Below are 212 nucleotides of genomic sequence, written 5' to 3' on the forward strand. Positions count from 1 at the left end.
ACATCTAAGTACCCTGAGGAACAGAAAACAACAGTGATTCCGTCAGTAGCGGCGAGCGAACGCGGAGAAGCCCAAACCGGTTGTGCATGCACAACCGGGGTTGCGGGGCGTCTCATAGGGAGTTACAAATTCTCGTCGTAGGAGAAGCGACTTGGAACGGTCCACCAAAGAGGGTGAGAGTCCCGTATCCGAAACGGCGAGAACTCCGAGAC

Annotated in this window: 1 rRNA gene; it reads left to right on the forward strand. The window is 55.2% G+C overall.

Annotated features, from left to right (window positions below):
* A 23S ribosomal RNA gene (locus EFBL_RS20060) occupies positions 1 to 212 on the forward strand; the annotation flags it as partial.

The organism is Effusibacillus lacus (assembly GCF_002335525.1).
Classification (GTDB): domain Bacteria; phylum Bacillota; class Bacilli; order Tumebacillales; family Effusibacillaceae; genus Effusibacillus; species Effusibacillus lacus.